Annotated in this window: 23 protein-coding genes; 17 read left to right on the top strand and 6 right to left on the bottom strand. The window is 69.5% G+C overall.

The window, feature by feature from the left end:
* Nucleotides 1–135 precede the first annotated feature (135 nt).
* From EI982_RS05665 to EI982_RS05645, 5 genes are all read left to right on the top strand, one after another.
* On the top strand, nt 136–1,650 hold the full coding sequence (locus EI982_RS05665; RefSeq protein ID WP_157688561.1) for a sensor histidine kinase: 1,515 nt from the start codon (nt 136–138) through the stop codon (nt 1,648–1,650).
* A 2-nt stretch (nt 1,651–1,652) separates the two neighbouring features.
* Nucleotides 1,653–2,090, top strand: coding sequence for a response regulator (locus EI982_RS05660; protein ID WP_157688560.1), 438 nt, complete (start codon nt 1,653–1,655; stop codon nt 2,088–2,090).
* Nucleotide 2,091: 1 nt separating this feature from the next.
* A complete protein-coding gene (locus tag EI982_RS05655) occupies nt 2,092–3,276 on the top strand; it encodes an ATP-binding response regulator (protein ID WP_157688559.1) in 1,185 nt (394 codons plus the stop codon).
* Between the two features lie 67 nt (nt 3,277–3,343).
* On the top strand, nt 3,344–3,460 hold the full coding sequence (locus tag EI982_RS05650; protein ID WP_157688558.1) for a rubrerythrin-like domain-containing protein: 117 nt from the start codon (nt 3,344–3,346) through the stop codon (nt 3,458–3,460).
* 38 nt (nt 3,461–3,498) lie between these two features.
* On the top strand, nt 3,499–3,924 hold the full coding sequence (locus EI982_RS05645; protein WP_157688557.1) for a DUF8009 family protein: 426 nt from the start codon (nt 3,499–3,501) through the stop codon (nt 3,922–3,924).
* A gap of 82 nt (nt 3,925–4,006) precedes the next feature.
* Here EI982_RS05645 and EI982_RS05640 read toward each other — a convergent pair whose 3' ends face one another.
* From EI982_RS05640 to EI982_RS05630, 3 genes are all read right to left on the bottom strand, one after another.
* Complete coding sequence (locus tag EI982_RS05640) at nt 4,007–4,978, bottom strand: tyrosine-type recombinase/integrase (RefSeq protein ID WP_157691071.1); 972 nt, start codon at nt 4,976–4,978, stop codon at nt 4,007–4,009.
* 38 nt (nt 4,979–5,016) lie between these two features.
* Entirely contained in the window at nt 5,017–5,394 is a 378-nt protein-coding gene (locus EI982_RS05635; protein WP_157688556.1) for a DUF5805 domain-containing protein, read from the bottom strand.
* Between the two features lie 175 nt (nt 5,395–5,569).
* Nucleotides 5,570–6,259, bottom strand: coding sequence for an SOS response-associated peptidase (locus tag EI982_RS05630; RefSeq protein ID WP_157688555.1), 690 nt, complete (start codon nt 6,257–6,259; stop codon nt 5,570–5,572).
* Between the two features lie 180 nt (nt 6,260–6,439).
* Here EI982_RS05630 and EI982_RS05625 point away from each other — a divergent pair, with 180 nt between their 5' ends.
* Together EI982_RS05625 and EI982_RS05620 are read left to right on the top strand one after the other, a co-directional pair.
* The gene (locus EI982_RS05625) at nt 6,440–7,693 is read left to right on the top strand and encodes an inorganic phosphate transporter (protein WP_157688554.1); all 1,254 of its coding nucleotides are present in this window, start codon (nt 6,440–6,442) and stop codon (nt 7,691–7,693) included.
* Nucleotides 7,694–7,784: 91 nt separating this feature from the next.
* On the top strand, nt 7,785–8,990 hold the full coding sequence (locus EI982_RS05620; protein WP_157688553.1) for an inorganic phosphate transporter: 1,206 nt from the start codon (nt 7,785–7,787) through the stop codon (nt 8,988–8,990).
* Between the two features lie 6 nt (nt 8,991–8,996).
* Here EI982_RS05620 and EI982_RS05615 read toward each other — a convergent pair whose 3' ends face one another.
* Nucleotides 8,997–9,428, bottom strand: a complete 432-nt coding sequence (locus EI982_RS05615; protein ID WP_157688552.1) for a universal stress protein — start codon at nt 9,426–9,428, stop codon at nt 8,997–8,999.
* Nucleotides 9,429–9,596: 168 nt separating this feature from the next.
* On the opposite strand from EI982_RS05615, the gene EI982_RS05610 reads away from it, so the two are divergent.
* Both EI982_RS05610 and EI982_RS05605 read left to right on the top strand, forming a co-directional pair.
* Nucleotides 9,597–13,151 (top strand): PAS domain S-box protein, encoded by a 3,555-nt coding sequence (locus tag EI982_RS05610; RefSeq protein ID WP_157688551.1) that lies wholly within the window; start codon nt 9,597–9,599, stop codon nt 13,149–13,151.
* Between the two features lie 90 nt (nt 13,152–13,241).
* On the top strand, nt 13,242–13,610 hold the full coding sequence (locus EI982_RS05605) for an ArsR/SmtB family transcription factor (RefSeq protein WP_157688550.1): 369 nt from the start codon (nt 13,242–13,244) through the stop codon (nt 13,608–13,610).
* A gap of 97 nt (nt 13,611–13,707) precedes the next feature.
* Here EI982_RS05605 and EI982_RS05600 read toward each other — a convergent pair whose 3' ends face one another.
* A complete protein-coding gene (locus EI982_RS05600) occupies nt 13,708–14,331 on the bottom strand; it encodes a nucleotidyltransferase family protein (protein ID WP_157688549.1) in 624 nt (207 codons plus the stop codon).
* Nucleotides 14,328–15,530: a molybdopterin molybdotransferase MoeA gene (locus EI982_RS05595; RefSeq protein ID WP_157688548.1), complete on the bottom strand. Its 1,203-nt coding sequence runs from the start codon at nt 15,528–15,530 to the stop codon at nt 14,328–14,330. The genes EI982_RS05600 and EI982_RS05595 overlap by 4 nt, the downstream gene beginning before the upstream one ends.
* Nucleotides 15,531–15,781: 251 nt before the next feature.
* On the opposite strand from EI982_RS05595, the gene EI982_RS05590 reads away from it, so the two are divergent.
* The 8 genes from EI982_RS05590 (at nt 15,782) to EI982_RS05555 (ending at nt 23,843) form a co-directional block, all read left to right on the top strand.
* The gene (locus tag EI982_RS05590) at nt 15,782–16,381 is read left to right on the top strand and encodes an SRPBCC family protein (RefSeq protein WP_157688547.1); all 600 of its coding nucleotides are present in this window, start codon (nt 15,782–15,784) and stop codon (nt 16,379–16,381) included.
* Nucleotides 16,382–16,383: 2 nt separating this feature from the next.
* Nucleotides 16,384–16,884 (top strand): (2Fe-2S)-binding protein, encoded by a 501-nt coding sequence (locus tag EI982_RS05585; RefSeq protein ID WP_157688546.1) that lies wholly within the window; start codon nt 16,384–16,386, stop codon nt 16,882–16,884.
* A 2-nt stretch (nt 16,885–16,886) separates the two neighbouring features.
* A complete protein-coding gene (locus tag EI982_RS05580) occupies nt 16,887–19,289 on the top strand; it encodes a xanthine dehydrogenase family protein molybdopterin-binding subunit (RefSeq protein ID WP_157688545.1) in 2,403 nt (800 codons plus the stop codon).
* Complete coding sequence (locus EI982_RS05575; protein ID WP_157688544.1) at nt 19,289–20,173, top strand: FAD binding domain-containing protein; 885 nt, start codon at nt 19,289–19,291, stop codon at nt 20,171–20,173. Before EI982_RS05580 ends, EI982_RS05575 begins: the two co-directional genes overlap by 1 nt.
* Nucleotides 20,174–20,188: 15 nt before the next feature.
* On the top strand, nt 20,189–21,136 hold the full coding sequence (locus EI982_RS05570; protein WP_157688543.1) for an AAA family ATPase: 948 nt from the start codon (nt 20,189–20,191) through the stop codon (nt 21,134–21,136).
* On the top strand, nt 21,133–22,428 hold the full coding sequence (locus EI982_RS05565) for a VWA domain-containing protein (RefSeq protein WP_233255295.1): 1,296 nt from the start codon (nt 21,133–21,135) through the stop codon (nt 22,426–22,428). Before EI982_RS05570 ends, EI982_RS05565 begins: the two co-directional genes overlap by 4 nt.
* 87 nt (nt 22,429–22,515) lie before the next feature.
* Entirely contained in the window at nt 22,516–23,655 is a 1,140-nt protein-coding gene (locus EI982_RS05560) for an XdhC family protein (protein WP_199243741.1), read from the top strand.
* On the top strand, nt 23,652–23,843 hold the full coding sequence (locus EI982_RS05555) for a hypothetical protein (RefSeq protein WP_157688542.1): 192 nt from the start codon (nt 23,652–23,654) through the stop codon (nt 23,841–23,843). Before EI982_RS05560 ends, EI982_RS05555 begins: the two co-directional genes overlap by 4 nt.
* The last annotated feature ends 76 nt before the right edge of the window (nt 23,844–23,919 follow it).

Raw genomic sequence — 23,919 nt, 5'->3', positions numbered from 1 at the left:
GCGGTGAATCGCAGTCGGTTCGCCATCGTTCGGGTATCCTATGGGCGCCGGAATCAAATACGCATCCCCGTGATTACCAGCCGTGAAAACGGGAGCGACAAAGGACTAAGTGCGCGCCTCGGCAGTGTCGACCGGATGCCACCGAACCGACGGATCTCCCTTGCACTGCTGTCCGGGATCGGAGCGATACTGACCGGCGTGTTGCTGTTCGACGTCTACGAGGACTGGCAGGTGCAGGGCAACAGCCTCGCGTCGACGGCCGTCGAGAACGCCCTCCCGTTCGTGCTCGTCCTGGGGTTGTACTACTCGATCCATCGGCTCCGCCGCGGGTCGTACGACGACGCGTTCGTGGGGACCGTGACGAAGTGGACGGTGGCGGGCGTCCTGATGATGGGGGGGTTGACGGCCTGGGTCGTCGGCATCCAGGTCGTGCAAAACGAGGTAAAACCCGTCATCATCGTGTTACAGACGGCGGTGGTCGGCACCGTGGCGGGGCTGATCGTCGGGCAACGGACCGCCAGCGTCCGGCGGGAGCGGGATCGGACCCGACGCGAGAAGGAGCGCTTCCAAGCCCTGTTCGAGAACGATCCTTCGGGGATCGTCTCGCTCCGTCGACACGGCGACCGCCTCGTCGCCGAGTCGGCGAACCCGAGCTTCGAGTCCCTGTTTGGCTCGGTTGAGGGCCAGGGGCTGGGGACGGCGCTCCCGCAACTGGATGACGGGACCGTCCGGGCGTTCCGGACGCATACGGACGACCACGAGCGGTTCACGGCGGAGACGACGCTCCGGACCGAGGACGGGACGAAACACTTCGTGGTCGAGCTGGTGCCGTTCGGCGTCGAACAGGTGGCGGAGTCGCGGAGTTACGCCATCTTCCAGGACGTGACCGAGATCAGGGAGACGGAGGCGGAACTCGAACGGACCGTCCAGCAGCTCGAACGCTCCAACGAACAGCTCCAGCAGTTCGCCTACGTCGCCTCCCACGACCTCCAGGAGCCGCTGCGGATGGTCTCCAGCTACGTCGACCTGCTCGACTCGGAGTACGGGAGCGAACTCGACGAGGAGGCCGACGAGTACATCGAGTTCGCGGTCGACGGTGCCCAGCGGATGCAGGCCATGATCGACGACCTCCTGCAGTACTCCCGGGTCCACACGAAAGGCAAGAAGTTCGAGGAGACCGATCCCGAGGCGGCCCTCGAACGGGTGTTGCGGGACCTCGAACTCCTGATCGAGGAACGGGACGCGACCGTCACGTACGGCGACCTGCCGTCGGTCGTCGCCGACGCGAACCAGCTCGGCCAGCTCTTCCAGAACCTGATCGACAACGCCATCGAACACGGCGACGACGGCGACGACCCGCCGACGGTCCACGTCGCGGGCGAGGAACGCGAGGATTCGGTCGTGTTCTCCGTCGCCGACGACGGTCCGGGCATCCCGGCGGACCAGCAGGACCGCGTGTTCGAACTCTTCGAGCAGTCCAGCCGGGACGACGAGGGGACGGGCATCGGCCTCGCCATCTGCCGACGGATCGTCGACCGCCACGGGGGGGATATCTGGATCGAATCCGAGGAAGGTGAGGGAACGACGTTCCACGTCGAGTTCCCCACGCGCCCGCCCCAACAGTCAACACACAGCGGTCGAATGGAGTGACCATGTCGGAACGCGAGCCCGTGGAAATCCTCCTGGCGGAGGACAACCCCGGCGACGTCAAGCTGACGCGGAAGGCCCTGGAGAAGGGTCGACTGGCGAACAATCTCCACGTCGTCACCGACGGCGTCGAGACGATGCAGTTCCTCCGGGGCGAGGAGCCGTACACCGACACGCCACGGCCGGATCTCGTCTTGCTCGATTTGAACATGCCCCGGAAGGACGGGAGAGAGGTGCTCGCGGAGGTGAAAAAGAGCGAGGACCTCCGGCGCATTCCGGTGGTCGTCCTGACGAGTTCGGAGGCCGAGGAGGACGTGATCAAATCCTACGAACACCACGCGAACGCCTACCTGACCAAACCCGTCGACTTCGACGGCTTTATCGACGTCGTCGGCACCCTCGAGGAGTTCTGGCTGCAGGTGGTCAAACTTCCGCCCGAGTGAGATGTCGAGCGAGCCGGCGAACGGGTTGGACGTCCTCCTCGTCGAGGACAACGAGGGCGACGCACGGCTGATCCGCCACCACCTCCGGGTCGACACCAGCAGCGTCTTCGACCCGCCGAACCTGACACACGTCGACAGCCTCCCCGCGGCCGTCGATCGGCTGGCCGAGTCGGCGTTCGACCTCGTCTTGCTGGATCTCGGCCTCGCCGACAGCCAAGGCATCGAGACGCTAGAACGACTCAAAGACCGTATCGAGGCCGAGGAACTCCAGTCGGTGCCGGTCGTGGTGTTGACCGGCCTCTCCGACGACGAGACGGCGCTCCGGGCCATCGAGGCCGGGGCGCAGGATTACCTCCTCAAGGACAACCTCGACGGCGCCCTGCTCGAACGGGCCATCCGCTACGCGATGGAGCGCCACCGACAGGAGCGCCTGCTGAAACGACAGAACGAGCGCCTCGAACGCTTCGCCAGCATCGTCTCCCACGACCTCCGGAACCCGCTGAACGTCGCGAAGGGACGGCTCTCCCACGAGATGGGACTGCGCGAGGGGACCGACGTCTCGACCGAACACGTCGAGGAGGCGGTCGACGCGCTCGATCGGATGGAGGAACTCGTCGACGACCTGCTGGCGCTCGCCCGCGACGGCCGGTCGGTCGACGAACTGGAGACGGTGGCCCTCGACACGTCCGTTCGATCGGCCTGGGAGAACGTCCCGGCGCCGGCGAGCCAACTTCGCGTGGACGTCTCGGGGACCGTCGAGGCCGACCCCGCGCGACTAGCGCAGCTGTTCGAGAACCTGTTTCGGAACAGCGTCGAACACGGTTCGACGGGCAACCGGACGGAGTCCGGCGACAGCGTCGAACACGGTTCCACGAGCAACCGGACGGAGTCCGGCGACAGCGTGGAACACGGTTCCACGGACACCCGATCGGAGGCCGACGGGGTGACGATCACGGTCGGGCGAGTCGGGGACGGTCTCTACGTCGCCGACGACGGTCCCGGGATCCACGAGGACGACCACGACGACGTCTTCGAGGCGGGCTACTCGACGAGTGTGGACGGGACCGGCTTCGGCCTCGATATCGTCCGCGAGATCGCCGAGGCCCACGGGTGGACGGTCGACGTGACCGAGAGCGCCGACGGCGGCGCCCGCTTCGAGATCACCGGCATGGGACTCGACGGGTAGCCGTCGATGTCGCTCCGCTCACAGTTCGTGGTAAGGTTTAACATGGGCAATCTCGTACGGTCTCGTGATGACGGAAGGGTCGCCGTTCGAGTGTGAGTCGTGTAACGAACGCGTGAGCCCCATCTCCTACCGAGCGACGTGTCCCGACTGTGGCGGCACGTTGCGCCGCACACCGGTACAGTAGCCGAGACGTTTTCCTCCGGCGGTCCCTACGGACGGCCGATGGCGGACGACGACGCGGCCGCCGCCGATCCGACGGCCATCACGGTGCTCGCGGTGACCGTCGAGGACGTAGTGGCGGCCCTCGAAACCAACTGGCGAAGCGACCGCCACACCGTCCTCCGGGTTACCCCACCTTTCTCCGGGCGCATGCGCGCCCGCATCCATCGGCCCGGCGCTGCCGACGATACCGGGGCTCTCCACCTCGATCCGTCGACGTTCGTCGACGACCCGCCGGCCTACCCCCACCCGGACGAGACGGCGGACCGCCTCCGCGAGGCGGGCCGGTACACCACCGAACGCCACCACGACCGACACACCGCGGCCGTCGCGGCGTGGCGAGACGACGTTCGGGACGCCCTCGTCGACGCCGTCGATTTGCCAACCGACGAGGGCCCCCATCGCGTCGACGTCGCGTATCTGGGCTGAGCGGGCCTCCCCGTCGACCGTGAGCCGCGGTACGGATTTGGTATCGCGACATGGGATTTATGGACTCTCCCCTCCGGGCAGCTCACGTCAACTCGTAGATGTTCCCTTCGTACGTCCGACGGACGCGGTCCCCCCAGTCGTGGGTGTAGGTGTCGATGACGTCGCTGGCGACGTCCCCGCGGAGGTACTTGACGATGCCCCGGTCACCGGTGCGGTCCCGGAGGTGGGTGGTGAAGAAGTGCCGGAAGTAGTGCGGGGTGACGTTCTCCTCGGCGCCGCCGCCGTCGCGGTGCCAGCCGTGTTCGCTCGCGTGGGTCTCGACGACGTGGTGGACGACGTGTGGGGTCACCCGGCGCCCCCAGCTGTCGCCGGTGCCCACGAACAGGGGATCAGCCCGGGAGACGGGATCGGGACGGACGGCCAGCCAGCGAACGAGCGTCCGGCGGAGTTCGTCGTCGACGGGGATCACCGTCGCACGCTTGCGTTTGTTGGCCGCCGTCCGGCGTTCGCCCTCGGTGACGTCGCCCACGGAGCGGTCGGCGGCGACGAACAGCGCGTCGCCCCGCCCGTCGAGTTGTGGACGGACGGAGACGTCGAGTGTCTCGCGGGTCTCCGGGATCGAGAGATCCCGCAGGTCCAGGTTACAGAGTTCGCCGACACGGACGCCGGTTTTGAGCATCGTCACCACGAGCGCGCGGTCGAGCGGGTGGGCGATGTCGGCGAGGAAGGTCCGCATCTCGGGGACGGAGATCTCGCGGCGCGTCGGGTCGGTGTTGATCCGCTCGTCCATCTCCTCGACGACGAGGGTCATCGGGTTGTCGTCGAAGGTCCCTACCTGCGTCATGTAAGCATAAAAGCGGTGGAGGTAGGCCGCGTAGGTCGCGACGGTACTCCCCGCGACGGTGCCGCGCAACCGGTGAATCCACGCCATACAGTCCCGATGTTCGGCCGCGGCGGGCCCAACGCCGCGCTCGTCGGCGAGGAACGTCTCGAAGTCCCGCAGGACGCGTTCGTAGGCCGCACGCGTGCGGTCGGTCTTCCCGTGGTAGGTCATGTCCTGTAGGAAGTACCCGACGGGATCCTCGCCGTCGCTCACGGGTCCTCCACCAGACGGTAGCCACCCGCCCGTCCGCTGTACTGGACGACGTTTCGCTCCTGCAGGTCCGAGAGGGTCTCCTCGAGGCGGTCCTCGATGTCCTCGGTGACCGCGCCCAGGAGCTCGTCCCACGAACGGCCGTCCTCCCCGTCGAGGGCGTCTTTCACCCGGGGTTCGAGCCCCGAACTCACGTCTTCACCGGTTTCCTCGGGTTCGGCCGGGTCGGGCACCTCGAAGTCCCGGCGTCCGGCTTGGACCATCGTCCGGACGAACTCGCTCTGACTCATCCCCAGCCGGTCCGCGTGTTCGCGCCAGCGATCCTTCTGGTAGGGAGGCACGTACGTCTTCACCGCGACGCTGTCAGTGTTGCCCATACCACCCCCTGTATGGCCGGGGACTTCAAAGTAGTCCCACTCACCGAGATAAGGGCCTTTATTTGGTTCTGTGGGACCAATCTTACGCCGGGGAAACTAGGTTATTTGTGATACTAGGTCCAATATTCCCGCGAGTATAGTACCAAATTCACAAATACAATATTTCTCGGTCTCCCTACGCCTCGGCCGGTTCGATCAGGTCCGGCGCGTCGTTCCGCGGATCGTTCACGCGCTGGGAGACGGGGTGGGTCTCCATCTCCGCGGCCGGGTACGGCTCGAGGAGCGCCGCCGCCTCCTCGACGGATCCGTGGAGCCACGTCGACTCGGCCTCCCGATCCAGGATCACCGCCATGCGGTGGTGGAGGTCGCTCACGAGTTCGTTCGGCTCAGTCGTTACGACGGCGAAGGACTCCACCGGGTCCGGATCGGCCGAGACGTCGCCCGTGCCGAACTCGCCGAGGCCGGTCTGCCGGGACGGCGGCTCCCAGCGCGACCAGATTCCAGCCATCGCGAACGGCCGGTCGTCCTCGAAGGCGACGCGATACGGGCGCTTGCCCGCCGAGCGATCCACCCACTCGTAGAACCCGTCGGCCGGAACCAGACACCGCCGCCGTTCGAACGCGTCCGCGAAACTCGGCTTCTCGGTGATGGTTTCCGCGCGCGCGTTGATCAGATCCGTCGAGGCCTCGTCGGCCCACGAGGGGATCAGCCCCCACTGTTGGGTCCGCATCCGATCGGCCCCGGGCGTCACGACCGGCAAGGCCTGCCCCGGGGCGCAGTTGTACCGCGGCTCCCACTCCACGTCCACGTCGAACCTGTCCGCCAGTTCTTCCGCCGGCGTGAACAGGGTGTACCGCCCACACATGTCCCCCGATCGGGTCGCGGTTCGCATAAACCGTCCGACCGCGGACGTTTCCCCAGATGATAAACCATATCACGCTATACAGAATGGCGGTGCTGCCGCGAGTCGTGGAACGTCGGAGCGGAACTCTCACGGCGATGAACAAGCCATTATATCTCCAACCGAAACGGTGTGTGCAGAACGATGGTCTCGGTACTCGTCGTCGTTGGCATCGTCGTCGCCGCGTTCGTGGGGTTCAACATCGGTGGCTCGTCGACGGGTGTCGCGTTCGGGCCGGCCGTCGGGAGCAAGCTGGTCCGGAAGGCGACCGCGGCAACGCTCTTCAGCGTGTTCGCGCTCCTGGGGGCTTGGACCGTCGGCCGCAACGTCATCGCGACGATGAGCGGGGGCATCGTGCCCGCCGCACAGTTCACGCCCGTGGCCGGTGTCGGCGTCCTGTTTTTCACTGGAGCGTCGCTACTGGTTTCGAACATCTACGGCGTCCCCGCCTCGACCTCGATGACCGCCGTGGGGGCGATCGTCGGCCTCGGGCTCGCGACGGGATCGCTCAACGAGGCGCTGATGTTTACCATCGTCTCCGCGTGGATCGTCGCCCCGGTCGTCGGACTCGGGATCGGTACCCTCCTCGGTCGGTACGTCTACCCCCAACTCGAAGCCAGACTGTCGTTTACGCGTCTCGAACGACAGTTGATACAGGTCGACCGGTCGGGCCGGTTTCCGTCCGTCCGATTCAACGCGAACGCGGATCCGCGTGATCTCTTCGGCTCGGCGCTCGTGCTCGGAATCGCCTGTTACATGGGGTTCAGCGCGGGCGCCTCGAACGCGGCGAACGCGGTCGCACCCCTCGTCGGCAACGGCGCCGTCACCGTCGACCAGGGCGTACTCCTCGCCGTCGCCGCCATCAGCCTCGGCGGGTTCACCATCGCCAGGCGCACCCTCGAGACCATCGGCGACGGCATCACGGACCTACCCATCCTGGCGGCGCTCATCGTCTCCACCGTCGGTGCGACGATCATCACCGTCCTCTCGTATTACGGGATCCCGGCCAGTCTCGCGGTGAGCACCACCTGCTGTATCATCGGCCTGGGGTGGGGACGGGCGAGTCGTGCCGCCACGCTCGCGGAACTCGCTACGCCCCCCTCCGAGACCGGATCCGGGTCGAAGCTCACCACCGACGCCCTCGCCGCCCCGTCGACCCAGGGGGAGGAACCGGTGGGGCCGACCGTGGGACAACTCGCGTCGGGCGAGGGACCCCCCTCCGAGGGCCGCCACGGCGCGTCCCCGTCGGTCACGCCGATCGGCGAGGAGGATATCGAGGAACTGACCGAGGAGAGCCTGTTCGACCCGGCGGCGACGACCCGGATCGTCGTGCTCTGGATCCTCACGCCGTCGCTGTCGGTCGTCGGCTCGTATCTCCTCTTCGCCCTCGTCCTGTGAGCGCCGGTCCCGCCGCCGGACGAAGTTTAATGCACCCGTCCGCCGAACGCCCGACCATGGCTCGTACTCCCGTCCGTGGAGGCCGCTGAGCGTGGCGGGAGTCCTCTTCTGGGCGCTCGTCGCGCTGGCGACGCTCACCAGCTTCGCCACGGCGTGGGCGCTCGGCGCCAACAGCAACTCGCCGCCCTTCGCCCCGGCGATCGGTGCCAACGCCATCTCGACGATGCGGGCGGCCTTCCTCATCGGCATCCTCGCCGCCCTCGGCGCGCTCACTCAGGGTGGGGGGATCTCCGAGACGGTCGGGGCGGGGCTGATCGACGGCGTGCAGATCACGTCGCTGGCGGCGACGGCCGGTCTGTTGACCGCGACCGGGTTCATGGCCTTCGGCGTCTACTCCGGGTATCCGGTCCCCGCGGCGTTCGCGACGACCGGGGCGATGGTCGGCGTCGGACTCTCGCTCGGCGGCGACCCCGCCGTCGACACCTACCGCCGCATCGTGCTCTTCTGGGCGCTCGTTCCTCCCGTCTCGGGGGGGCTCGCCTACCTCTCCGCTACCCTCCTCAGGCGTGACGACATCCCGGAGACCGTGAGCGTCCCGTTGCTCGCGGCAGTCGTCGGCGGCATCGTCGCCAACGTCCAACTCGGGGTCGTTCCCTCGCCGCCCGACGCGGGCCAGAGTTCCGTCGCGGGGTTCCTCGCGCGACGGGTCGAGACGCCGACGGTCCTCGGGGTCGACACCCTGGCGGTCCTCGTGACGCTGGCGGTCGCCGCGGCGGGGTTCCGGTTCGTCCGTCGGCGGACCCGGGCGTCCGTCGAGGACGGCATCCGGACGTTCCTCGTCCTCCTCGGGAGCGTCGTCGCCTTCTCCAGCGGCGGCAGCCAGGTCGGACTGGCGACCGGTCCGCTCGAGAATCTCTACGGCGCCGAGCTCGGGTTGCCCGGCATCGTCCTGCTGTCGCTCGGCGCCACCGGCATCCTCGTCGGCGCGTGGATGGGTGCGCCGAAGCTGCTCCAAGCCACGTCCCGCGAGTACGCACAGCTCGGGGGCAGACGCTCCATCGCCGCGCTGGTTCCCGGGTTCATCATCGCCCAACTGGCCATCGCACTGGGGATCCCCATCTCGTTCAACAACATCATCATCTCCGGGGTCATCGGCGGCGGACTCGCCGGCGGCTCGGCGGGCGTCTCCCGCCGGAAGATCGGCGTGACCCTCGTATTCTGGCTCGTCACGCTCGCGGCCTCCATCGCGATCGGGTTCGGGCTCTATCGGGTCCTGGCCGCGATGCTCGGCGGGTGAGCGCGGTCAGCGGACGACGGTCACGGTCGCGGGGGCCTCGCCGACGACCCTCGTCGACACGGTTCCGAGCAACCGGCGAGCGATACCGCTTCGCTCACCGCCGTGTCCGCCCATCACGACGTGGTCGACGTCGTTGTCCGCGACGTATTCGAGGATGGCCTCCGCCGGGTCCCCGGTCACCACGGCCGTCTCCACCGTCCGATCGGCGTCGGCGGCTCGACGTCTCGCTCGTTCGACGACCCGCTCGGCGCGCTCATGCGCGCCCTCGCGCCGGTCCTCGTCGGGCTCGAGAATCCCACTCTCGCTCATCGACTCGTCGATCGGTGTCACCACGTTCAGGACTGTCACCCGACAGTCGAAGAGTTCGAGCGCCCGCTCGAGTGCCTCGTCCGCCAGCGGTGATCCGTCCAGCGGAACGAGGACGTGCGATGGCGCCATGGAGCCCTTTCGACCCGCTCCTACATATCGGCGGTGGTCGTCCGGGCGACGGGGTCGCCGTCGAACCACCGTACCGGTTCGGGGTCTCCCCCTGTCTCAGCCCGTGAGAGAACGGCGTGAACGGCCATCGGACGAACGTTTTTGGGCGTCGGGCCGGGTGTGTGAGTCATGTCATCGCTCCGCTCCGGATCGATCACCGTCGCCGTCGTCGGCACCGACGACACGGCCGCGGCGTTCCGATCGGGAGTCGACGCCGCCGAGTCTCCGATACGCGTCGAGACCCTCCCTCCTGCGGTCGTCGGTGCGGACGCGGCCACGGATGCCGACTGCCTCCTCGTGGACGACGGGGCACCCGGTGTCGACGGCGCCGCCGCCGCCGCTGCCACCGTCCCCACGGTCGTGCTGGTGGACGACGAGTACGACCGGACGACGGCAGCGCTGTCGGCCGGGGCCGCCGCCGCGCTCCCCCGCCGACTCGTCACCGACGACCCCGACCTGCTGGCGACTCGCCTCGCCGCGCTCGTGGACTGCGAACACGAGCGGGCCGCGGCCGAGGAACGCGAGAAGTACTCGACGCTGGTCGAGCAGAGTTCGGACGGCGTCGTCGTCGTCCAGGACGGGGAGTTCACGTTCGTCAACGAGCGGTTCGCGGAGATCACCGGCTACGACCGGGAGACGCTCCTCGAGGGTCCCTTCCACGAGGTGTTCACCCCGGAGAGCCGGGAGCTGGTCCGGGATCGGTACCGGCGCCGCGTCGCCGGCGAATCGCCGCCCGACCGGTACGACGTCCAGGTGGAGACCGCCGACGGCGACGTGCGGACGCTCGAACTGGTCGTCTCCCGCATCCAGCACGGCGGGGAGCCGGCGACGATGGTCAACTTCCGGGACGTGACCGAGCGCCGGCGCCGCGAACGCGAGTACGAGCAGATCTTCGACGGCGTCAACGACACCATCTCGGTTCACGACCCCGAATCGGGCGAGATGATCGACGCCAACGAGAGCCTGTGTGCTCTCCTGGGCTACGAGAAGACGGAGTTACTCGACCTGGGGGCGACGGCGATCAGCGTCGAAGGCGAGGGGTTCACCGAGGAACGCGGCAAGGAGATCATCGAGTCGGTCGTCGAGTCCGGCGAGTCGAGGCAAGTCGAGTGGCAAGTCGAGACCCGGGACGGCGAGCGGCGGTGGCTGGAGATCAACGCGACGACTGCACGGATCGGTGGCGAGACGCGATATCTGGCCATCGGTCGCGACGTGACCGAGCGCAAGCGACGCCGACGCGAGTACGAACAGATCTTCAACGGCGTCACCGACGTGATCAACGTCTACGACCCCGAGACGGCGACCATCGTCGCGACCAACGACGCGATGTGCGACCTGACCGGCTACGACCGGGAGACGATCCTCGGGAGCGGCTTGGAGACGGTCACCGCGGACGACGAAGGGTACACCGCCGAGCGGGCCGCCGAACTGATCCGGGAGATCACTGCCGCCGACGAGACGCGGGAACTGGAGTGGGCACTCGAGACGGCCGACGACGAGATCCGCTGGCTCGACGTCACCGCCACCCCGACGGCCATCAACGGCGAGGAACGACTGCTCACCATCTCGCGTGACGTGACCGAGCGCCGACGCACGGAGCGACGACTGCGGGCCATCCTCGACCGCATCGACGAGGCGGTCTACCTCGGGCGGGTCGACGAACTCGATCACGCGTCCCCGAACCCCGACTTCCTGAGTTCCGGCTACGAGGAGATCTGGGGGCAGCCGCTCTCGACCCTCCACGAGCGGTATCCGGACGGCTTCTTCGGGACGCTCCACGAGGACGACGAGACGGGCTATCGCGCGTTCATCGACCGGATCCAGCGTGACGTCGCCTCGGGGTCGGCCGCGGACAGCTACGCTCGCGAGTACCGGATCGAGCGGCCGGATGGCGAAATCCGGTGGGTCCACTCCGATTTCTACCCCACCGACTGGACGGCCGAACCGCCCAGAATCGTGATCGTCAGCCGCGACGTGACCGAGCGGAAGGCCCGCGAGCGACGGATGGCGTCGTTCAACGCCGCGACCGAGGACCTCGCGACCGCCGACCGGCCGGTGGAGGCCGCCCGGATGGCCGTCGAGGCGGCGACCGAGACGCTCGATCTGTCCGCCGTCTGTGCCTTCCTCTACGACGACGACGAGGGTGTCCTCCGGCCCGAAGTGTGTGCGGGGCGCGTCCCCGAGGGGCTCCGCGAACGGGTCGTCGACGCCGACGGGGGGCCGCTCTGGGACGCGTTCGCCACCGGGACGGTGGTCACGCCGTCGGACGCCCCCGACGTCGCCGGCCTCGCCGACTGGCGGGCGCTCGCCCTCGGCAACCACGGCGTCCTCCTGGTCGGGAACCCGGACCGCTCGCTCGACTCGGACACGATTCAGGCCGCACACGTCCTGGCGGCGACCCTCGACGCCGCGCTCAACCACCTGCGGGGCAAGCGTCGCCTCGCCGCACAGGAGGAGCGGCTCCGCACCCAGACCGAACGCGCCGAACGGCTGGACCGCATCGCCACCCTCACCCAGCAGGTCGAGGCGGCGATCACCGACGCCTCGGGCGCCTCGGAGGTCGAACGCGCGGTGTGTGACCGCCTCGCCGACACTGGGCCCTACGAGCGCGCCTGGATCGGCGGGGTCGAGGTCGGCGCCGACCGACTCACGCCCCGGGTCGCCGCCGGCGCCGAACCGGCGGCCGTGGCCGGCGGGACGGCCCCCTCGACGGCGGACGCCGGCCCCGACCCCCATCCCGCCGTTCGCGCCTGGCGATCCGACGCGGTGCAGGTCACCGATTCGGTGGTCACCGACGGGCCGAGCGCCGACTGGCGCCGGGCGGCGCTCGCCGACGGCGTCCAGTCGGTCTGTGCCGTCCCGTTGATCTACGACGGCATCACGCACGGCGTCCTCGTGGTGGGTGCGTCCTCGCCGAACGCCTTCGGCGAGCGGGTGCGGAACGTCCTCGATCAACTCGGGACCTCCGTCGGGTACGCCCTCGCCGCCATCCAGCGGCGGCGCGCACTGGAGTCCGACGAGACGGTCGAACTCGTCTTCCGGGGCGACGGCGGCGACGCCGTGAGCCTGCCGTTCGCCCGGGCCGCCCGTGCGGCCGACTGCCGGGTGCGACACGAACGGACCGTCGCACGCGACGGCGGTGTGAGCGTCTTTTACACCTTCGGGACCGACGCCGACGCCGCCCGACCGGTGGCCGACCGCACCCTCCCGGGATCGACCTCGGTCGTGACCGACGACGCCGACTCGACGCTCGTCGAGGCCCGCACCGACACCTGGTTCGGGTCGCCGCTGGCGGAGTACGGCGCCGTCCTCCGGCGGGCGGTGGCGACTCCCGAGGGCACGACCATCGCCGTCGAGGTGTCGGCCCAGGCCGACCTCCGCTCGTTCGCCGACCGTCTCCGCGAACTCGCCCCCGCGGTCGAACTGGCCGCGAAGCGGCAACACCGCCGCCAGGACCGGACGCCGGAGGAACTCCGCGACCGGGTGACCGAACGACTCACCGACCGCCAGCGGGAGTCGCTGACGACGGCGCTCGCGGCGGGATACTTCGAGTGGCCCCGCGAGAGCGACGGGAGCGCGGTCGCCGAACGGCTCGGCATCACCCAGCCGACGTTCAACAAACACCTGCGTCTCGCCGAGCGGAAGACGTTCTCCCTGCTGTTCGGCGACGCCGACGCGCCGTGACACTATACATATAGCCCCGGTCGTGGACGGGGGCGACGTCCGTAGACAGCAGGATTGGGTGGGTGGCACGAGAGGGTTGAACCGAGACCGATGACGTCGTACACGCCGCCCCCGACTCCGGACGAGCAACAGGACACCGATCGAACCGACGAGGTGTTGGCGCTGCTCGAGGACGATTACAGTCGCGCCATCCTCGAAGCGCTCCACGCCGACCCCCGGCCCGCACGTGGCCTGGTCGAGGCGTGTGATGCGTCCCGGGCCACGATCTACCGCCGACTGGACCGCCTCGAGGACGCCGGACTGGTGGACTCGTGGCTGTCGTACGACGCGGACGGCCACCACCGAACCGTCTTCGAAGCGACCCTCGACGCCGTCACCGTCGGCCTCGACGGCGACGGCATCGGCGTGACCGTCACCACCGACGACGCGGCCGCCGACGGCTCCGTCGCCGGGGACTGACCACGGCGCCGGGCGCGGGCGTTCCGCGCGTCCGCGTCGGGATCTTCGGCCCTCCTTCCACCGCGGTTCCCCCGCGTCCCGACGTCCGCCCGGTTCCTCACGGCGACCGTAGGTCCTCCGGCCGATCGACGTCGCGTCGGACCCCGGGATCGCCGGTCTCGACGAGCGCGGCGTCGGGTGCCGAGAGCAACAGGTCGCGACCGCCGACGTCGCCATCCACCGCACGCAGATCGGCGAACCACCGCTCGCCGAAACAGACCGGGTTGCCGCGCTCCCCGTCGACCGCCGCCGCGAGCGGATCGCCAGCGCCCGCACGGAACGCGCGACCGAGGAGTCGGACCGTCTCCGTCCGGAGGAACGGCATGTCGCCGAGACCGACGACGGCGGCGTCGGCGGTCCCCGTGACGGCGTCGATCCCCGTCCGCACCGACGACGCCTGGCCGTCCGCGTACTCCGGGTTGTGGACGACGGTGACCCCGCCGGGGAGGGCGTCGCGCACGCGTTCGTGATCGTAACCGACGACGACGACCACCGGGTCGAGACCGGCATCGAGGTAGGGACGGAGCGCGCGAGCGACGACCGGATCGCCGTCGATCCGTGCGAGGAGTTTGTTCGCCGTTCCGTACCGGGAGCTCGTCCCCGCCGCGAGGACGACGCCGGCGACACTCGCCGTCCGCGTCGGCCGGAAGGGCGGCGAGCGGACGGGCAACGATCCGGTCACAGCGCCTCCAGCGCCGCGAAGGGCGTCCACCGGAGTCGCTCGCCCGCGGCCAGCGGTTCGGTGCGGAACACGATCCCGTCCGCGCCGAGGACGCGCGGGCAGGCGGCGACCCGACCGGGGCGATAGCGGTCGTCGTACAGGGAGACGTCCGACGCCGGCGAGCCGACGGGGATCGCGGTTCCGTCTTCGACCACGACCGGCAGCGCGTACTCGATCGGGGCCTCGGGGAGCGCCAGATCGCAGGCGGCCGTGGCGGTTCGCCAGACGTGGGAGCGCTCCCCGCCGACGAGGGGGGCCACGACGGCGACGGTGGCGACGTAGGCCGCGACCGGTTTGCCGGGGAGCGCGACCCCGACGGCGTCGTACTCGTCGAGGCGGACGCACGCCACTGGTCGACCGGGTCGGAGGGCGATCCCCCGCTGGACGACCGTCCCGAGGTCAGCCAGTGCGTCGACGGTGTGATCCCCGGATCCGACGCTCGTCCCGCCGGAGGTGACGAGGACGTCGTGGTCGGCCGCGAGGGCGGCCAGTCGCTCGCGAAGCACCGCCGGATCGTCGGGGATCGGACGTTCGATCGTCGCCTCGTGTCCCCACCGACGGACGAGACCGGCGACCGCCTCCGAGTCCCGGTCCGGCTGGACGTCGGCCGCCACCTCGTCGCCGGTCGCGACGACCCCGACCGAAAGGGGCCGCTCGACCACGACGCGTTCCCGTCCCAGATCACGGAGGAGGGCCGCGTTGCGCGCCGACAGCACGGTTCCGCGTGCGAGCACCGTCTCGCCGGCACCGACGTGGCTCCCGCGGCCGATCACGTGGCTCCCCGCCCCGGCACGCGGCCCGCGGAGCGTCCCGTCGACGACGCGTGCGTCTTCCTCGGGAACGACGGCGTCGGCACCGCGGGGCAACGGCGCGCCGGTGGCTATCGGGGTCGCCGTTCCGGGTTCGTGGCCGCTCTGATCGTCGTCCGGCCCGATATCCCGTCCACGGATCGACAGCGGGAGTCCGTCCCCCGTGGCGACGGCGAACCCGTCCATCGTCGCGTAGTCGTGGGCCGGGAGCGGTGCCGACGCGACGACCGGCTCCGCGAGCCTGCGTCCGTCGATCGCGTCGAGCGGGACCGTCCCCGTGTCGCACACGACCGTTTCCCGGAGGCCCGCGGCGATGGCCGCCACGGCCGCCCGGCCGGGTTCGTCGCTCACGTCCCTCCACCCCGCCTGTTGTCGAATTCGGTAACGACAGAAACCGAATTCGGTTCGCTGTGGTCCGATCGCTCGCTCGTTCGCTCGATCTTCCCGTCTCTAGCCTGAATCGCTAGCGTGGGATAACTGAATACGGTTTCTATTTCACTCATAATCTTTATTATGTTGGTTGTTATGGTTACTTCCACAGTAGTTTCCCAATGATGGCACGATCACTTAACGTCGATGCGTCGAACGGGGTGACCCGATAGATGGAGTTCGACGGGACGTTCGGTCTGGACGACGTGACGACCGAGGAGGTGTGGCTCGCCCTGTCGGATCCGGTGATGATCGAGAACGCGCTCCCGGGGTGTCAGTTCCTCGTCGAGGTCGACGACCCCGACGACGTGGACTTCGAGGCCCTCGAGGAGGCGGCCGCCGACGAGGAGAACCCGCCGACGCTCCCCGAGGCCGACCCCGAGGACGTGGCCGAACGGGGCCTCGTCGAGGGGGGGCATTACGCCGCCCTCGTGCAGGTCGGCGTCGGGAGCGTCAAGCCGCGGTTCGAGACGGTGGTGACCATCGACCGGCGGGAGTTCCCGGAGATGGACGCCTCCGGACAGGGGAGCGCGAGCGACTCCTCGTTCGAGATGGATTCGGGGATGACACTCGTCGAGACGGAGAACGGCGTCGACGTGGAGTGGTGGACCGAGGCCGACGTGTTCGGCCGCGTCGCCCAGATGGGCCAACGCGTCATCAACCCGGTCGCCAACCGCGTCGTCGGTCGGTTCTTCAAACAGGTACAGAAGGAGTTGAGCGACGTCGGCGACGAATCGTCCGGTCTCCGCGACCGCATCAGCAACTACATCTGACGATGGCACGCGAGATTTCACTCACGGTAAACGGCACCGAACACGAACTGAGCGTCGAGCCACGCACCCTGCTGATCAACGTCCTTCGGGACGAACTCGACTACACCGGCCCGAACGTGGGCTGTGAGAGCAGCATGTGCGGGGCGTGTACGGTCCACCTCGACGGCGAGGCCGTCAAGTCCTGTACCCTCCTCGCGGTCCAGGCCGACGGCGCCGAGGTGACTACCGTCGAGGGCCTCGCCGACGACGGCGAGTTCCACCCCATCCAGCAGGGGTTCCAGGAGGAACACGGCCTGCAGTGTGGCTACTGTACGCCCGGGATGATGATGACCGCGACCGAACTGTTGGAGCGGAATCCGGATCCGAGCGAGGAGGAGATCCGAGAGGCACTCGAAGGCAACCTCTGTCGGTGTACGGGGTATCAGAACATCGTCCGCGCGGTGGAGAACGCGGCCGAGAAGATGCAGGAACGGCCCGCGGTGGCCGATGGAGGGGGTGACTGAGGATGGGTGCCGAATCCGAATCCGAATCCGGTTCGGGCGTCCAGTCCATCGACCCCGACGACGTCGACGCCGCGGACATCCTCGGCTCGGCCATCGAGCGCCGCGAGGATCCGGCGCTTCTGACCGGCGACGCCGAGTACACCGACGACATCGAACTGCCGGGGATGGTCCACATGACCATCAAGCGGAGCCAGCACGCCCACGCCCGCATCGAGGGTATCGACACGAGCGAGGCCGAGGCGATGGACGGCGTCATCGAGGTGTTCACCGCCGCCGACCTCGACGTGCCCGGCAGCCTCCCGACCGGCTGGCTGCTCGACTCGCTCGAACAGGTCGACCACCCGATCCTCGCCGAGGAGCGTGTCCGCTATCAGGGCGACGCCCTCGCAGTCGTCGTCGCCGAGGAGCGCTACGTCGCCCACGACGCCGTCGACCGGATCGACGTGGATTACGACCGCCTCGGCGCGGTGGTCGACCCGGACGAGGCGCTCGACGACGACGCGCCCGTCGTGCACGACGACGCCGGCGACAACGTCGCCTTCGACTGGGAGATCGGTGACGCCGAAAAGACCGACGCCGCCTTCGCGGACGCCGATCACGTCGTCGACCTCGATCTGGAGAATCAGCTCCTGATCCCGAACGCCATGGAGCCACGGGCCGCCGTGGCGGAGTACAACCCCTCGAACGACGAACTGGCGGTCCACATGACCTCCCAGAACCCCCACCTGCACCGCCTGCTCATGTCCGGGGTCATCGACCACCCCGAACACAAACTGCAGGTCCGTGCACCCGACGTGGGTGGCGGCTTCGGGAGCAAGATCCACCACTACGCCGACGAGGCGCTGGTCGCGCTGGCGGCCAAGCGCCACGAGCGTCCGGTGAAGTGGACGGCTACCCGCACCGAGACGTACCTCACCGACGCCCAGGGGCGCGGCCACGACACCCACGCCGAGATGGCGCTCTCCGCGGACGGCGACATCCTCGGGTTCCGGGTCGACACGGACGCCAACCTCGGCGCCTACCTCTCGACGTTCGCGCCCGCGGTGCCGACCTACCTGTACGGCACGCTCCTGTCCGGGCAGTACGACATCCCGGCGATTCACTGCTCGGTCACCGGGGCCTTTACGAACGTCCCGCCGGTCGACGCCTACCGTGGCGCCGGTCGCCCCGAGGCCTCCTTCGTCGTCGAGCGGATGGTCCACCTCGCCGCCAAGGAGGTGGGGATGGATCCCGCCGAGTTCCGACGACGCAACTTCGTCGGGGAGTTCCCCTACCAGACCGAAGTCGCCGTCGAGTACGACAGCGGCGACTACGAGAAGACCCTCGACCGGGCCCTCGACATCCTCGACTACGACGCCCTCCGCGAGCGACAGCGGGAGGCGCGCGAGGACGGCAAGTACGTCGGCGTCGGCCTCTCGGCGTACATCGAGGCCTGCGGGCTGGCCCCCTCGGAACTGGCCGGCCAACTCGGCGCCCAGGCCGGCCTGTGGGAGAGCGGGCTCGTGCGGTTCCACCCGTCCGGGAAGGTGACCGCCTACTGTGGCACCTCCGGCCACGGTCAGGGACACGACACCACCTACGCCCAGATCGTCGCCAACGAACTCGGCGTCGACTACGACGACGTGGAGGTCGTCGAGGGCGACACCGACGAGATCCCACAGGGGATGGGGACCTACGGAAGCCGGAGCGCCGCCGTCGGCGGCAGCGCGCTCGTGAAGAGCTCCCGGAAGCTCGTCGAGAAGGCGAAACGGATCGCGGCCCACCAGCTCGAGGCCGCCCCCGAGGACGTCGAGTTCGAGGGCGGCGACTTCCAGGTCGCCGGCGCACCGGACCGCTCCATGCACATCACCGAAATCGCCACGCAGGCGTATCTCGCCCACGACATGCCCGACGACATGGAGCCCGGTCTGGAGGCGACCTCGTTCTACGATCCGGACAACTTCGTGTTCCCGTTCGGTCTCCACGCCGCGGTCGTCGAGGTGGATCCCGCCACCGGGGAGATCGAGATCGAACGCTACGTCGCCGTCGACGACGTGGGCAACCAGATCAACCCAAAGATCGTCGAGGGACAGATCCACGGCGGCGTCGCTCAGGGGATCGGTCAGGCGCTCTACGAGGGGGCCGAATACGACGACAACGGCCAACTCGTGACGGGATCGATGCAGGATTACACCGTCCCGAAGGCCGAACACGTCCCCGAGATGGAGACGGACTCCACCTGTACGCCGAGCCCGGTGAATCCACTGGGCGTCAAGGGCGTCGGCGAGGCCGGCACCATCGCCGCGCCGCAGGCGGTCGTCAACGCCGTCTGTGACGCGCTCGACGTCGAGCACATCGACATGCCGCTGAAAGCGGAGAAAGTGTGGCGCGCCGCCAACGCCGCGACCGACGGGGGTGAGAACTGATGTTCCCCGACGAGTTCGACTACGAACGGCCGGAGACGGTCGAGGAAGCGATCGACCTGCTGACCGAGAACCCCGAGGCGGAGGTCCTCGCCGGCGGTCACAGCCTCCTGCCGACGATGAAGTCGGGGCTGGCGAGTCCCGACCTCCTCGTCGACATCGGTCGCATCGACGCCATGCGCGGGATCGACCACGGGGGCGGAACCGTCTCGATCGGCGGCCTCACGAACTACGCGACGATCGACGAGTCCGACGCGGTGCGGGAGAACGTCGAAGTGTTCGCGGAGGCGGCCCACGCGGTCGGCGACGTACAGGTGCGCAACCGTGGCACCGTCGGCGGGAACCTCGCCCACGCCGACCCCGCCTCGGACCTGCCGGCGGCGGCGTTGGCGGCCGACGCGACGATGGTCGTGCAGGGTCCCGACGGCGAACGCCGGGTCGACGCCGACGACTTCTTCCTCGGGATGTACGCCACCGACGTCGGCGAGGACGAACTCCTCACGCGCGTCGAGTTCCCGGCCCGTCCCGAAGCGGCCGGCGCGTACGCGAAGAAGCCGAGTCCGTCCTCGGGGTACGCCATGGTCGGCGTCGCCGTCTCGCTGACGGTCGACGCCGGTCTCGTCGAGGACGTCGGCGTCGCCGCCAACGGGATCATGGACCACGGCGTCCGCCTCGATCCCGTCGAGGACGCCCTCGCGGGGACGAACCCGGACGAGGAGACGGTCGCCGCGGCCGCCGCGAACGCGACCGAGGACCTCGAGGAGATGATGATGATGGACGACCTCCAGGCGTCGGCCGAGTTCCGGGCGCAGTTGCTCGAAACCTACGTCGAACGAGCGATCGAGGACGCGGCGACGGGGACCGGCCTCGTCGCCGGGCCGCCGTAACCCCGGGCCGCCCCCATGACGGACGCCATCCACGACGACTTCGAGACGCTGACGAGCGAGCGACTGCAGTCGCTGTTCGACGCTAGCGACTACGTCGCCGAGGACGAGATCACGACGACGGTGTTGCTCGCGCTGAAACTCGGTCGCCCGCTCCTCGTCGAGGGGGAACCCGGCGCCGGCAAGACGGAACTCGCCAAGGTGCTGGCCGAGGGCTTCGACACCGACCTCGTTCGGCTCCAGTGTTACGAGGGGCTGGCGGCCGAGAGCGCCCTGTACGAGTGGAACTACACCAAGCAACTGCTCGCGGTGCAGTCCGGCCGGGAGGGCGACGAGGGGTCGGTGTTCACCGAGGAGTACCTGCTGGAGCGGCCGCTCCTCCGTGCCCTCCGCCACGACGGCGAGCGCCCGCCCGTGCTGTTGATCGACGAGGTCGACCGGGCCGACGAGGAGTTCGAAGCGCTGTTGCTGGAGGTGCTCTCGGATTTCCAGGTGTCGATCCCCGAACTGGGGACGGTCGCCGCCGACACGCCGCCCGTCGTCGTCATCACGTCCAACCGGACGCGTGGACTGAGCGACGCGCTCAAGCGTCGCTGTCTGTACCTCCACGTCGAACCGCCGTCGTTCGAGAAAGAGCGGGCCATCGTCCGGCGGAAGGTGCCGGAACTGGACGACGCCGTCGTCGCCGCGGTCTGTGGCGTCACCGAACGCCTCCGGCAGGAGTCGCTCCTGAAACCCCCGGGCGTCGCCGAGACGCTCGACTGGGCGCGGGCGCTCACCGCGCTCGACGGCGTGGCGGTCGACGGCGACGACGGTGAGGCCCCCGCTGACGACGACCGCCCTCTCACGGAGACCGACGTCCGGACCACCCTCGGCTGTCTCCTGAAGGAGGCCGAGGACGTCGAACGGATCGACGACGAAACCATGTCGGCCCTCCTCGCCGCGGCCGAGACGCCCCACGAGTGATCGACGTGCCCCCGGATCCCGACCCCGACGCCGGCGACGATCTTCCCCCCTCCGATCCCACCGTGCGCGTCCGGTCCGCGCTGGTCCGCTTCGTCGGCGCCCTCCGGACCGAGGGCGTCGAGGTGCCGGCCGACGGGTCGCTCGTCGCCGCCGAGGCGCTCGCCGCCGTCGGTCTCGACGACCGGAGCAGGGCGCGGACGGCGCTCCGTGCGGCGCTCGTCTCCCGCCCCGGGGACGTGGCGACGTTCGACCGCCTCTTCGATCGGTTCTGGCGCCGGGTCACGGACGCGACCGACGACCGGCCGGGCGGCGTCGACACCGCGTCGCTGGACGGGGGGTTCGCGTCGGACGTGGCCGGCGACGACGCCGTCGACCGCGAGACCGACGACGCGGCCGGGGGCGACGGCCCGCAGTCGGTCGCGTCCCGGCGGCTCGGTGACGTGGACGCACCCGTCCGGGAGGACGACGCGGCGACGCGCGCCCGGTACAGCCCGACCGGATCGTCGGCTCGCGTCGACACCGAGTCGCTGGGCGCGAGCGCCATCGCCGATCCGACGCCGGCGGTGCGGGCGCTCACCGACGCGCTGGCCAGCCTGCCCGGCCGCCGACGGGCGTCGGCGTCCGACGGCCGACCGGACGTGCGCCGGGCGATGCGACGGACACACGCCACCGGGGGCGTGGTGATGGAGGTGCCACGGCTGGCACGACGATCCGACGCCGTCCGTGGACTGGTCCTCGTCGACGTGAGCCGGTCGGTCCTCGATACGGTCGACCGCGAGTTCCTGGTGTGCGTGCTCCGCGCGCTGACCGACGAGTGGCGCACCGTCCGCACCTTCCTCTTCGACACCGACGTGACCGAGGTGACGGCGGCGTTGCGGGCCGAGTCGCCCGACGCGACGCTCCGGGAGTTCGACCGGCTCGAAGCCGCGTGGGGCGGTGGCACCCGCATCGGGCACGCGCTGACGACGATCCGTGACCACGCTCCGGACGCCGTCGACCGCGAGACGGTCGTCCTCGTCGTCAGCGACGGCCTCGAAACCGGGGACCTCTCCAGTCTGGAGGACGGGATGACGTGGCTCGACCGCCGGGCGCGGCGCGTGTTCTGGCTCAACCCGCTCGCGGCCTCGACGGCCTACGAGCCGACGTGCCGGGGGATGGTGACGGCTCGTCCACACGTCGACGGGGTGTTCGCGTTCGCGGAACCGGCCGACCTGTTCGATCTGGCACGACAGCTTCGACACCGACAGCGGCCAGTCGGCTACGAACACGACTGGCGACGAACCGACCGATGACACCACCACACACCACACCGACGACCGCATCGACCGACGATCGACCACGTCTTCCGGCGCCGAACCGGGGATCAGGAGGGAGCCGCCGTGAGCGCTGACGACCTCGTGCCGGACGACGAGTGGAGCGCACCCGAGGCGGACGTGATGGCGTCGATCCGCCGCGGTATCGACGCCGAGGGGACCCCGATCCTCGCGACCATCGTCGGCGTCGAGGGGAGCGCGTACCGTGGACCGGGCGCGAAGATGCTGGTGGCCGGCGACACCGGTCTGGGGAGCATCACCGCCGGCTGTCTGGAGGACGTGATGCTCGACCTCGCGGCGGAGGTCCGTGCGGATGGACGTCCCCGCGTCGAGCAGTTCGACCTGACGGGCGACGACGACGTGTGGGGACTCGGCGTCGGCTGCAACGGCGTCATCGACGTGTTGCTCGAACCGCTCGACGGGTCGCTCCGCCCTGCACTCGACGCGTACGACGAGGGGCGGGAGTCGCTCGTCTACACCGTCGTCGACGCCGATCACTCCGCGGCCCCGGTCGGGGCGCGTACGGTCGCCGTCGGCGACGATCCGACGCCCGCCGATCCCCCCGAGTGGTTCGGCGACGACCTCGCGGCGGCCGCCCGCGAGTGCCGCCGTGCCGGCGACTCGAAGACGGTCGAGTGTCCGCGACCGGACGGACGGATCGCGGTGTTCGTCGACCACGTCACGCCCCCCGCCGACCTCGTCGTCTTCGGGACCGGCCACGACGTCCGGCCGGTCACCGAACTCGCCCGCCGGGCCGACTTCCGGGTCACCGTCGCGGGCTTCCGGGGTGCCGACGCGACGGACGAGCGCTTCCCCGCCGCCCACACCGTCCGGTCGCTCTCCCCCGCGCAGATCCGCTCGAAACTCGACCTCGACTCGGACACGTACGCCGTCGTGATGACGCACAACTTCGTCGACGACGCCATCGCGGTCGGCGAACTCCTGGAGAGTGACGTCCCGTACGTGGGACTGATGGGACCGGCCGAGCGCTTCGAGGAGATCGCCGCCGAGTGGCGCGAGGAGGGGCGCGAGCCGTCCGAGGCGGCGCTCCAGCGCCTCTACACTCCCGTCGGGCTCGACCTCGGCGGCGGCACGCCGTACCAGATCGCTCACAGCATCGTCGCCGAACTGCTGGCGGTCCGGTACGGGCGAACGCCGACGCACCTCCGGGCCGGCGAGTCGCTCGAACGTCGGCTGCGGCCATGAGCGACGGGCGTATGCTGGCGCGGGAGTGGGTGATCGCGGCCCGGTTTCACGACCCCGCGGACTACGGCATCCCCGAGGCGCCCGTCCTCCCCGCCGACGAGTGCGCGTCGGGGGAACTCTCGCTCCGGGATCCGGAGTCGGACGTCGTCGTGATGGTCGCCGACGCGCCCGTACACGTCCGCCGGTGACGACCCCGTCGACCGCACCGCCTCGCGTCGCTTCGGGACCGCACCTTTATAACGGGTGACACGACTCGTACACACG

Source organism: Haloplanus salinarum (assembly GCF_009762275.1).
In the GTDB taxonomy this organism is placed as follows: domain Archaea; phylum Halobacteriota; class Halobacteria; order Halobacteriales; family Haloferacaceae; genus Haloplanus; species Haloplanus salinarum.
The sequence above is the reverse complement of the archived record's forward strand: the minus strand, read 5'-3'. Positions and strand labels throughout refer to the sequence as shown.

Excerpts from the sequence above, each read along its gene's own strand:
- EI982_RS05615 (WP_157688552.1), bottom strand. The coding sequence starts at position 9,428 with ATGGCGCCATCGCACGTCCTCGTTCCGCTGGACGGATCACCGCTGGCG.
- EI982_RS05625 (WP_157688554.1), top strand. The coding sequence starts at position 6,440 with ATGGTCTCGGTACTCGTCGTCGTTGGCATCGTCGTCGCCGCGTTCGTG.
- EI982_RS05650 (WP_157688558.1), top strand. The coding sequence starts at position 3,344 with ATGACGGAAGGGTCGCCGTTCGAGTGTGAGTCGTGTAACGAACGCGTG.
- EI982_RS05645 (WP_157688557.1), top strand. The coding sequence starts at position 3,499 with ATGGCGGACGACGACGCGGCCGCCGCCGATCCGACGGCCATCACGGTG.
- EI982_RS05635 (WP_157688556.1), bottom strand. The coding sequence starts at position 5,394 with ATGGGCAACACTGACAGCGTCGCGGTGAAGACGTACGTGCCTCCCTAC.
- EI982_RS05665 (WP_157688561.1), top strand. The coding sequence starts at position 136 with ATGCCACCGAACCGACGGATCTCCCTTGCACTGCTGTCCGGGATCGGA.
- EI982_RS05655 (WP_157688559.1), top strand. The coding sequence starts at position 2,092 with ATGTCGAGCGAGCCGGCGAACGGGTTGGACGTCCTCCTCGTCGAGGAC.
- EI982_RS05630 (WP_157688555.1), bottom strand. The coding sequence starts at position 6,259 with ATGTGTGGGCGGTACACCCTGTTCACGCCGGCGGAAGAACTGGCGGAC.
- EI982_RS05590 (WP_157688547.1), top strand. The coding sequence starts at position 15,782 with ATGGAGTTCGACGGGACGTTCGGTCTGGACGACGTGACGACCGAGGAG.
- EI982_RS05555 (WP_157688542.1), top strand. The coding sequence starts at position 23,652 with ATGAGCGACGGGCGTATGCTGGCGCGGGAGTGGGTGATCGCGGCCCGG.
- EI982_RS05575 (WP_157688544.1), top strand. The coding sequence starts at position 19,289 with ATGTTCCCCGACGAGTTCGACTACGAACGGCCGGAGACGGTCGAGGAA.
- EI982_RS05640 (WP_157691071.1), bottom strand. The coding sequence starts at position 4,978 with ATGACCTACCACGGGAAGACCGACCGCACGCGTGCGGCCTACGAACGC.
- EI982_RS05605 (WP_157688550.1), top strand. The coding sequence starts at position 13,242 with ATGACGTCGTACACGCCGCCCCCGACTCCGGACGAGCAACAGGACACC.
- EI982_RS05610 (WP_157688551.1), top strand. The coding sequence starts at position 9,597 with ATGTCATCGCTCCGCTCCGGATCGATCACCGTCGCCGTCGTCGGCACC.
- EI982_RS05660 (WP_157688560.1), top strand. The coding sequence starts at position 1,653 with ATGTCGGAACGCGAGCCCGTGGAAATCCTCCTGGCGGAGGACAACCCC.
- EI982_RS05580 (WP_157688545.1), top strand. The coding sequence starts at position 16,887 with ATGGGTGCCGAATCCGAATCCGAATCCGGTTCGGGCGTCCAGTCCATC.
- EI982_RS05585 (WP_157688546.1), top strand. The coding sequence starts at position 16,384 with ATGGCACGCGAGATTTCACTCACGGTAAACGGCACCGAACACGAACTG.
- EI982_RS05570 (WP_157688543.1), top strand. The coding sequence starts at position 20,189 with ATGACGGACGCCATCCACGACGACTTCGAGACGCTGACGAGCGAGCGA.